At 58.1% G+C, this 10,532-nt stretch carries 9 protein-coding genes; 8 read left to right on the forward strand and 1 reads right to left on the reverse strand.

Annotated features, from left to right (window positions below):
* Positions 1 to 2,605, forward strand: a 2,605-nt coding sequence (locus HKN37_17920) for a hypothetical protein (protein ID NNE48533.1), incomplete at its 5' end; no start/stop codon positions are given.
* A 6-nt stretch (positions 2,606 to 2,611) separates the two neighbouring features.
* Here the strand turns inward: HKN37_17920 and murA are convergent.
* Positions 2,612 to 3,913, reverse strand: coding sequence for a UDP-N-acetylglucosamine 1-carboxyvinyltransferase (murA, locus tag HKN37_17925; protein ID NNE48534.1), 1,302 nt, complete (start codon positions 3,911 to 3,913; stop codon positions 2,612 to 2,614).
* Between the two features lie 216 nt (positions 3,914 to 4,129).
* Between murA and HKN37_17930 the strand changes: the two genes are divergently transcribed.
* From HKN37_17930 to HKN37_17960, 7 genes are all read left to right on the forward strand, one after another.
* On the forward strand, positions 4,130 to 5,335 hold the full coding sequence (locus HKN37_17930; protein NNE48535.1) for a cysteine desulfurase: 1,206 nt from the start codon (positions 4,130 to 4,132) through the stop codon (positions 5,333 to 5,335).
* Complete coding sequence (locus HKN37_17935) at positions 5,328 to 6,008, forward strand: glycosyltransferase (GenBank protein NNE48536.1); 681 nt, start codon at positions 5,328 to 5,330, stop codon at positions 6,006 to 6,008. Before HKN37_17930 ends, HKN37_17935 begins: the two co-directional genes overlap by 8 nt.
* 80 nt (positions 6,009 to 6,088) lie before the next feature.
* Positions 6,089 to 7,135 (forward strand): class 1 fructose-bisphosphatase, encoded by a 1,047-nt coding sequence (gene fbp, locus HKN37_17940; GenBank protein ID NNE48537.1) that lies wholly within the window; start codon positions 6,089 to 6,091, stop codon positions 7,133 to 7,135.
* 96 nt (positions 7,136 to 7,231) lie between these two features.
* Positions 7,232 to 7,663, forward strand: coding sequence for a hypothetical protein (locus HKN37_17945; GenBank protein NNE48538.1), 432 nt, complete (start codon positions 7,232 to 7,234; stop codon positions 7,661 to 7,663).
* Between the two features lie 48 nt (positions 7,664 to 7,711).
* Complete coding sequence (locus HKN37_17950) at positions 7,712 to 8,665, forward strand: homoserine kinase (protein ID NNE48539.1); 954 nt, start codon at positions 7,712 to 7,714, stop codon at positions 8,663 to 8,665.
* 11 nt (positions 8,666 to 8,676) lie between these two features.
* Entirely contained in the window at positions 8,677 to 9,957 is a 1,281-nt protein-coding gene (gene thrC, locus HKN37_17955; protein NNE48540.1) for a threonine synthase, read from the forward strand.
* 100 nt (positions 9,958 to 10,057) lie between these two features.
* Positions 10,058 to 10,532: enoyl-CoA hydratase/isomerase family protein (locus tag HKN37_17960; GenBank protein NNE48541.1), on the forward strand; the 475-nt coding region annotated here is incomplete at its 3' end.

The raw sequence follows: 10,532 nt of genomic DNA on the forward strand, positions 1-10,532 counted from the left end.
GGTGAGAGGCGAGACGAACGATTACGTCATCGATTATGCTACTGCCGAGATCTCGTTCACGCCGAACCAGATTATCACGGCCAACAAACGCATCGTCGCGGAATTCCAGTACTCTACGAACCAGTTCACGCGGTCGCTGGTGGGCACGAACGTGCTGGCGAACTTTGGCTCGCGCGAGGGGATGTCGGGTCACCTCGGGGCTACGTATTTGCGAGAGGCCGACAGCAAGGACTTCAGTCAGGAATTCGGACTTACGTCCGCGGACTCGGCGTTGCTGGTGTTGAGTGGAGATGCAGCTGCAACACGTTCGGGTGCCGAGCGCGTTGAATACGATCCTGAGGCCCTCTTCGTACAGTACACGAGACAGGAAGTTGTAAATCCGGATGCAACTACAGACACGGTGTTTGTCGCCGTTTCTGTGGCTCCGGATGAGGGCACGGACGTGTTTCGTGTTCGCTTCTCGCGAGTCGGTTCCGGAAACGGATCGTACGTACGAACCGGTCGCTCTGTGAACGGCATTCTGTATGAGTACCGCGGACCGGGTCTGGGTGAGTATGATCCGGTCCGCCTGTTGCCCAAACCGCGGCGACAGGATTTGTTTGATCTCGCTGGTGGATTCTCCCCGGCCCCGGGAGTCGAGTTGTTTGGAAACTGGGCTCATTCGGTCAACGACGAGAATCGACTGTCGCTGGTTGACGGGGATGACGACCAGGGCGCCGCCTACACCCTGGGTGGCCGCATTCGTGAGGTGGGAATTGGTCTAGGGAATTCCCGGATTACCGTCGAAGCCAGGCGTCGATTTGTCGAAAGCAGTTTCCGATCGTTCAATCGTGTTCGTCCCGTCGAGTTCGGACGGCGATGGGGGCTTGACCTCAGAAACGTAGGTGTGTCGGGTGGCAATGAATTCGGGTCGAGCGAGATAACCAATCAACTCAACGGCTCGATGCAGTTTTCGGACGACTCGAATGTCGCTACTGAATGGGCCACGATACGGTTTGGTGATTTCTTCGATGGCAATCGTCAGTTGGTGTCGCTGGAGTTGAGCGAAGAAGGATTCCCGGACGTCAACTACGAACTGGAGCACATTGTCAGCGAAGACCGAAGTGCGTTTCAGCGTGGAGAGTGGTGGAGGCAAACGGCAGGCCTTAGGTTATTGAATGTCATCGGAAATCTCACGCCTTCGATCGAGTTCGAACACGAGGATCGACAGCTGCGCGATGCCGACGCGGATAGCCTGACGGCGCCCTCGCTTGCATTCGTGGAACTGCGACCGGCTCTCGCATGGCGATCGGAACGGCTGGAAGTAGGCGGGGGCCTGGACTGGAGGAATGAGCGGATGGTGATGGACGGTCAGCTTCAAGATGCGGCGACGGGTTGGACGGCGCGCAGCTTCGTACGATATCGGGATGGCCGTCGTCTGTCAACCGATGCAACGGTCGGATTTCGGCAGAGGACATTCACCGAAGCGTTTCGCATTGCGCAGGCGGGGCAGAATGCGGAGTCCGTCGTCCTTCGATGGAATGGGGCATACAGGCCGCTGGACGGTGCAGTAAACACGTCCTGGCTCTATGAAGCCCAGACGGAGAGGACGCCGAAGTTGCAGGAGATCTATGTCAGGACTGGAGTAGAATTTGGACAGTTCGTGTGGACGGACAGCAACGGGGACGGAGTCATACAGCTCGAGGAGTTTGTGCCAGAGACGACTCCGAACGAAGGTGCGTACGTGAGGACGTTTGTTCCATCGGATACGCTCTTCTCGATCATTGGCGTACAGGCGCGACTGCGTGTCGGCCTTGAGCCTGAGAAGTGGTGGAAAAACGCGGACACGGTCTGGAAACGATGGCTGAGTCAGATTTCGACCCGTACGACGCTTGAAGTCGTGGAGCGAAGTCAGGAGCAGGACTTGAAGAAGGTCTACCTTCTCGATTTTGGCAGCTTTCGGATGCCGGGCACGACCCTCAACGGGCGGGTGGCAGTGCGACAGGATGTTACCCTTTTTCGAAGCAGACCGGATGTCGGGTTGGACCTGTCTTTTAATCGAATCAGAAGTCTGACCGATCTTGCCGCGGGCCTCGAGGAACGCTCCATTACCGCATGGCGAGCATCGGGACGAGTGCGTCCGGTACGCCGACTGACATTTCGTCTAAGCGGAAGCACCGAGACCAATCGAGTTGACAGCGAGTCGTTCTCTTCGAGGCGATACGATCTGAGAACACTTCGCCTCGTCCCGGAAGTGTCCGTGTCGGCATCGAGGCAGTTGCAGCTCAAGACCCAGGTGGATATCGCACGCAAGAAGGATCGGTCACTCGCGAGAACTTCGAGCATCGTGAAGGTGCCGGTTGAAGTTCGGTACAACAGAGCCAGACGGTTTCAACTCAGCGGTCGGCTTGAGGCGGCGAGTGTGACTCTGTCGGGCGAGGCTACCGGTGTCGCACAGTTCGAGCTCACTGACGGGCGAGGCACAGGTACTTCCTGGCTCTGGTCCGCGGGTGCTCAGTACGCAATCAACAGGTACATACGCGCCAATTTTGCCTACGACGGCAGAGCGCCATCGAACGCACCAACATTGCATACTCTTCGAATGCAGGTGAGCGCAATATTCTGATCTGAACTAGCTCGCGGGGTCCGCAAACTCGTCGTATCGTTCTCTGCGGATGTCGATGCCTGCTCCGGCCAGCTTGCCTTCCAGGTTCTCGTAGCCCCTATCGAGATGGTAAACGCGCAGGACCTGTGTTTCGCCTTTCGCGATCATCCCTGCCAGCACAAGTGAAACGCTGGCCCGGAGATCCGTGCTCATCACCTGGGCGCCGGACAGAGTACTTCCGCCTTCAACCACGACTTCGTTTCCGACAACGATCGCGTTGAGGCCCATCCGGCGCAACTCCGGAATATGTTTGAAGCGATCGGTATAGATGTGCTCAACGACCTTGGCATTTCCTCCTGCATGTCCCAGCAGGACGGTCCATTGGGCCTGAAGATCGGTGGGAAACCCTGGAAAGACACCCGTCTCGATGGAGACGGCCTTCAGGTCTGCCGTCGGGGTTACACCGATCGTCGTCCCATCGATGTCCACAGCGGTGCCTGTTTCCTCGAATGCACTCATGAATGCGTCACCCAGGTGCTCGGGCTTCGTATTCGCTATTTCGACTCGGTCTCCGGGCGATCCGGCGATTGCTGCCGCTATCATGTAGGTTCCGAGTTCGATTCGATCCGGACAGTTCCTGAGGGAAGCGGCGGTCAGAGCATCCACACCCTGCACGTGTATCGTGCGGGTGCCGAGACCCTCGATCCGGGCGCCCATGGATTTGAGGGCGTCTCCAAAGACGATCACGTCGGGCTCGCACGCCGCGTTGTCAATGCGCGACTCGCCGGAAGCCGTTGATGCGGCGAGAAGGAGATTGACGGTAGCTCCGACACTTGACGGCGTGAGCGTAAAGGATCCACCACGTAATCGTCCTCCTGTGGCGGTCGCAACGACATAACCCTGATCCAATTCGATCTCCGCTCCGAAAGCCTTCATGCCCTCGATGTGCAGATCAACAGGTCGGGGACCCCATGCGCAACCCCCGGGAAGCGATACGCGTGCGCGGCCAGATCGCGCCAGAAGGGCACCGAGCATGTAGAACGACGCCCGCATCCTTTTGACCAACTCGTACGGAGCCTCGGGACGTGTGACGTTCGTCGCGTCGATTACCATCCGATGCTGCTCGGCGTCGAAGTCCACCGTGGCCCCGGTGACCGAGATAACACGCGCGAAGGTGTTAATGTCTCGCAGTGCCGGGATGTTATCGATAACGGTTCGCCCGCCAGCCAGCAGGGCTCCCGCCATCAGTGGAAGAGCCGTATTCTTTGATCCGCTGACGTTGAGTGTTCCTGTGAGTTTGCGTCCACCGCGAATGACTAGTTTGTCCATGAGATCCGCCGAACGTCGTCGGGATTCGTAGTGTGGGATGGGGCAGAGGGGTAAAGATAATCGTCTCGTCGAATGGTGACCGTTTCGTTGGGAGACGAATCTCTCAGGGAGCGACACCTCTGCCCGAATTCATCAAATCCGCGACCCGCAACCTCGATGCAGAACAGCGACTCACTGCAAGCGTTCCTGTGCGGTGCGGACTCGACTAAAACGCAGCTGATGAAACCTACGATATACCTGGACCACGCCGCGACAACCCCGCTGGATGCGAGGGTACTCGAGTCCATGCTGCCCTACATGACCGAATCCTACGGGAACGCGTCCTCGGTCCATCGCCTCGGGCGTCAGGCCCGGGGTGCGGTGGAGGACTCGAGGGAGAAAGTCGCCGCGATGTTGGGAGCGGAGCCGTCCGAAATCGTATTTACGAGTGGTGGCACGGAGGCAAACAACCTCGCGATTGTCGGAACGATGATGCAAGGGGGCGCAATTGTCACTTCAGAAGTTGAACACGAGGCGGTTCTGGAGCCGGTGAGCTGGCTCTCCTCCCGCGGGTGCGAGGTTAGGTACGTGCCCGTTTGCGCGGATGCTACCGTCGACCCGGATGTGCTATCGGTCGAACTCAATAGTGTGGAGCGTCAACGATGTCTCGTATCTCTCATGCATATCAACAACGAGGTCGGCTCGGTCAACGACATCGGTCGGCTGGCTGATGCAGCCCATACTCATAATGCGTATCTGCACTCGGATGCAGTACAGTCAGTCGGACTTCTGGATGTCGATGTACAGTCACTGGGGGTCGACCTGCTGTCGATGTCGGCCCACAAGCTTTACGGACCGAAAGGGGTCGGGGCGCTGTACGTCAGATCCGGCATCGAAATGGAGCGTCAGAACCGCGGGGGATCGCAGGAACGAAGCCGACGAGCGGGGACGGAAAACGTGGCTGGAATCGTGGGGTTCTCGAGAGCGCTGGAGATCGCTGTGGCGGAACGTTCACAACGCCGCGAGAGACTCTCGAAGCTGAGAGACCTTCTGACAGAGCTGCTGCTCAATGTCTCGGGCTCTCGCTTTGTCCTCAATTCTGGTGCTGTCGATGATCGGCTGGCTCCGCATATCGTTAATGTGTCGGTGCGTCGCGATGACGGACTTCCCTTCGATGGCGAGATGCTGTTGCTGAACATGGATATGGAAGGTGTTAGCGTCTCCTCAGGATCGGCTTGCTCGAGCGGGACGGTTCGTCCAAGCCATGTGCTCGAGGCCCTCGGGCGGTCGAGGGGCGATGCCGGCGCGGCCGTCCGATTCTCGCTTGGTAAAGACACATCGCGGGCCGATGTCGAATCTGCGGTTGATCGACTGCGTAGAGTCGTCGAGCGGATGCACGACATGCCGGGAGCCACATCCGAGAAGAGGGACGCCCGTGTCTGATGCCCTGGCCGTCTTCGCGAAACAACCGATCGCAGGTCGGGTCAAGACGCGTCTCCAGACGCTTCTAGATGCTGCCGGCGCCGCGGAGATGTACAGGGCATTCCTGGTCGATTCCGTTCATCAGTACATCTCGTTGAACAAGAGGATATATCTGTATCTGGATCGTCATTCTGCTGACCAGAGTATTGTTCGCGAGTTGCCCGACGTTGATGTGCGTTATCAGCTTGGCGCGGATCTCTCGGAGCGTATGCGGAACGCATCACTGGATATGTTCGCTGCCGGCCACGAGCGATGCGCAATCATCGGGACAGACCATCCGTCTTTGCCGCTTCCGTTCATCCAAGAGGCCTTTAATAGCCTGGTGGATCCAATGAGCATGACGATCGGCCCCTCGGAGGATGGCGGCTACTACCTCGTGGGAATGAATGACTTCTTTCCAGCTCTGTTTGACGGAATGACGTTCAGCCACGAACGAGTCTTCGGCGACACACTCGACAGGGCTGTCGCATCCTCGGCAAGTGTCACCGTTCTGCCGATCTGGTATGATGTTGACACGCCGGACCAGTTGCCGAGGCTCTACGTCGACTTGCTTGCGGATCCGCTGCAGGCGCCGCGCACTCTGGCTCTGTTGGAGAAGCTGGCAAGTCAACATGCCTGGACACGTTCTGTGTAGCTCGATGGGCGCTATTAGGCGCACTACTAATCGGTCGATACTGTAATTTGACGTTGATCCCACCGGCAGCACTCGTGAATATGGAAATCAACAGTCCCACCAACGACTTCAGTCACCTGGAAACGCTCGAGCAGTTCATCATCGAGCGAGAGGAGAGTTTCCCTCATTCCACCGGTGCGTTTTCCCGACTGATTCGTGACCTCAGTCTCGCCGGCAAGATTGTAAATCGCGATATGCGGCGAGCAGGCCTCGTGGACATTGCCGGTGCCTCCGGCGAGATAAACGTTCAGGGTGAAGTGCAGCAGAAGATGGACGCCCTCGCGCACAAGGAGTTCGTTCGCGCCCTCAGGCGCGGCGGCGAGTGTTGCCTGATTGGATCGGAGGAGCACGCGGAAGCGATTCCGATCCGAACGACAGGTGCTGATTCAGATGGCAAATACATCGTCCTCCTCGATCCTCTGGACGGTTCATCGAACATTGAAGTGAACGTGTCGGTCGGCACCATCTTCAGCATCTACAGGCTGCCGGACGGGTTTGGTGAGCCGACGCTGGAGGCAGCGCTCCAACCGGGCGTGGATCAGGTCGCCGCCGGATATATCGTGTATGGCTCCTCGACTATGTTTGTGTACACCACACGCGAGGGTGTAAATGGGTTCACGCTGGATCCGTCAATCGGGGAATTCCTGTTGTCCCATCCGGACATAAAGATCCCTGAGAAGGGACGCCAGTATTCCATCAACGAGGGCAACTACTACTCGTTTGAAGATGGGCTTAAGAAATACATGAAGTGGATGCAGCGGACGGATCCGCCGACAAATCGTCCGTACAGCACGCGGTATATCGGGTCATTTGTGGCCGATTTCCATCGTAACCTGCTCAAGGGAGGGCTGTACATCTATCCGGCGACGGCGCAAAGTCCGGATGGAAAGCTGCGATTGATGTACGAGGCGAACCCGATGGCGCTTATCGTCGAGCAGGCCGGTGGACGCGCAAGCGACGGGCGGCAGCGAATCATGGAAAAGGCTCCCGACAAACTGCACCAACGCACACCGCTCTATATCGGAAGTGAAGAGATGGTGATGATGGCAGAAGAATTTCTGAGTGGGCGAAGAACCCTGGACGACTAGAACGGGTTACTAGGTGCCGAAACCGGCATCAGTTGTCTTTCGGCGTATTAAGTTTCGTTAATAGCGTCGCTCCTCCAGTCGATCATCACTGCAGATATGGAAGCCCCGTTTTTTAAACTCACCCGAATCGATGTATCGGCAGGCACTGAGAAGGAGCCTGTGGCCGAGGTGGAGGTGTATCACTTCAAATCTGATTCCGTGCGTGCGGAACGTGCCACAGGCGATGGCCCCGTAGATGCGCTCTATAACGCGATCGATGTTGCTGTCGGGAGTCCGCACAAGGTATTGAGCTATTCGATTCGGTCCGTCAGTGAAGGTTCGGACGCACTCGGAGAAGCGACGGTGCTTCTCAATTATGGCGATGTGGCTTTTCGGGGCGTGGCTCGCGATTCGGATGTTCTTCAGGCATCGGCCCTCGCATACATGGAGGCGCTTAACAAGCTCGAGACCTTTCGCTCGGAAGAGGAAAACGAGGTTTTCGTGAGAGGCGGCATCATCGACTCGTTTCGGGCATTCGAAGACGAGTAGGCACCGAGCGCGACGGATAGAAGCGTTCGAGCTCTGCCGGAGAGACCGATGACTCTAAAGGACGACGTCAAGACCGTCTGCGCGTGGGCGCCGGCATCCCTGTCGAACCTGGGACCGGGATTCGACACTCTCGGCGTCGCCATATCCGGGATTGGCGATCGGGTTACGGTCCGTCGGACACGTTCGGAAAGCATCGTCGTGATAGTGGATGGACCCTCCAAACTACCGACGGAACCTCGCTCGAACACCGCATCGGTCGCAGGACTCAAAGTACTCGAGCTTGCCGGTGTCGAGGGTGGCATTCGCGTCGAATTGGAGAAAGGTATTCCGTTCGGCTCCGGACTGGGTGGATCCGCAGCCTCTGCTGCTGCCGGTGCGCTTGCCACGAATGCGCTGATCGGTTTTCCGCTGGACGAGCCGGGACTCGCCGAGGCGACGCTGGCTGGAGAGACGGTCGCCAGCGGAAGCACGCACGGCGACAACGCCATTCCATCACTCGTCGGTGGTGTGATTCTGGTCGATGCGGCCAGTCCCGCGACCTACCGAACGGTGCAGCCCGGCCACGAGATCTTCTTTGCCATCGTAGTACCGGAACTACATGTGGAAACATCCATAGCGCGACGAATGCTGCCCGCCGAGGTTCCGCTCTCGGACGCGGTACGCAACGCGTCGTCCCTGGCGTGGTTAACGGAGAGCATCCGCGACGGCGATATTGATCTGCTTGGGCGCATGATCATGCGAGACGTTATCGTAGAACCCGTTCGAGCCGCCCTGATACCTTGCTACGATGTGATCAAAAGTGCAGCACTGGAAGCCGGTGCGCCGGGCTGCGCACTATCCGGGTCCGGCCCCGCAATCTTTGCAGTGAGCGGGAATGCAGAGCAAGCCGAGCGGGTGACCGCTGCAATGGATCGAGCCTGCCGAGAGGCTGGCTTCGGATGCCTTGCCCTGACCTCCACTATCGACCCGGTCGGTGCGAGAATCGAAGAATCGAATCAGTAGCCGCGGCTGGTATGTCCGTTCGTTTTGTCAGCACCAGATCTAAGAGTAACGGGATCACTTTCGGTGATGCATTGCTGAACGGTATCGCTCCGGACGGGGGCCTCTACGTGCCTGAACAGATCCCGGAAGTCGGACCGGCATGGCGGGAGATGAGTTCGTTTTCCGGCGTTGCGTCCCATGTGCTCAAGTCCTGGCTATCTCCCGAATTTGCCGATGATGAGGTCGACGAGATCACCACGAAGGCCTTCAACTTTCCGGTGCCCGTACGCCGACTCGCTGGTGGTGAATGGGATGATGTGATGGTTGTTGAGCTGTTTCACGGTCCGACACTCTCCTTCAAGGATTTCGGTGCCCGTTGTATGGCCGGGCTGATGGCCCGCGAGCTTGGCCCGGGAAAGGAGAAGACCATCCTTGTTGCCACCTCGGGTGACACGGGAAGCGCCGTTGCAGACGGGTTCTCCGGATTCGATTCGATCCGCGTCGTTCTTCTGTATCCGCTCGGCCAGGTGAGTCCGACGCAGGAGCGGCAGTTGATCGTCAGTCGACCGGGTGTGACCACGTTTGCTGTGGATGGCACGTTCGATGACTGCCAGCGAATGGTGAAAGAAGCGTTCGCGCAGCCGCTGGATCATCACGAGCTGACATCCGCCAACTCGATCAGCGTCGGAAGATTGCTGCCACAGATGACGTATTACTTCTGGGCCGCGCGACTATTTGAGGCCGGCAAATTCGCGTGTTGCATTCCGAGCGGTAACCTGGGGAATCTCACAGCCGGAGTGATGTCTCATCTGTCGGGGCTCGGTCCGACCCGGTATCTTGCAGCACACAACTCGAACGATTTCTTCCCACGGTTTCTGGACACGGGCGACGAGACGTATGGCCCGTCGATTCGTACGATATCGAATGCGATGGATGTCGGCGTGCCCAGCAACTTCGAGCGTATCCGATTTCTTCTTGCGGAAGACAGGATGCGGGAATTGGTATGGGGAACGTCGATAGACGACGCCGTTACCTCTGAAACGATGACTCGGGTGTACGAAGCAACAGGTTATGTCAGTGACCCGCATACCGCGGTCGGTTTTGAAGCGGTCGCTCGTTACCGGCGAGAGACAGGAGATGGCAGGCCGATTGCTATCATGGGTACGGCCCATCCGGCGAAATTCCCGGAGGCGGTGTCGGACGCCCTCGGCTTTGAGCCCGACACACCATCGCGTTTATCGGAGTACTGGAATCGCGATACTCGTTCGGTCATCATCAGTCCGAACGTGAGCGAGTTGCTGGCGGCCCTGTAGCACGACATCGGGTGCAATGATCGCTGATCCTCGTCGCGATCGTCAAAGTGGCAGGCCGCCCGCAGTCGAGTTATTTTGATCGAAAATCCACTGCTTCCGCATGTCCGCAAAGACGATAACGATAGAACAGGCCGATTCGATCTTGAGGATAACCCTCAATCGGCCTGCCAAACGCAATGCGCTAAATCAGGAACTCGTCGGGGCCCTGATCGATGCCTTCGATACGGCTCGCGATGCGAGTGAAGTCCGGGTCGTCGTCCTGACCGGGGAAGGCTCAACGTTTTCAGCCGGAGCCGACCTCGCGGCACTGAAGAAGTTGCAGTCTGCATCGCGAGAAGACAATGAGTATGACTCGAGCCTTCTTGCGAAGCTGTTTACCACGATCTGCCGGCACCCAAAGATTGTTATCGCACGCGTCAACGGACACGCCGTCGCGGGCGGTTGCGGGCTTGTGGCCGCAGCGGATTTCGCGATCGCGGCCGATACGGCGAAACTCGGATTCACGGAGGTGAAGATCGGTTTCGTTCCGGCGATTGTATCTACTATTCTGGTTGGCAGATTGCGCGGTGCGGATG

It is taken from the genome of Rhodothermales bacterium, from assembly GCA_013002345.1.
Lineage (GTDB): Bacteria > Bacteroidota > Rhodothermia > Rhodothermales > JABDKH01 > JABDKH01.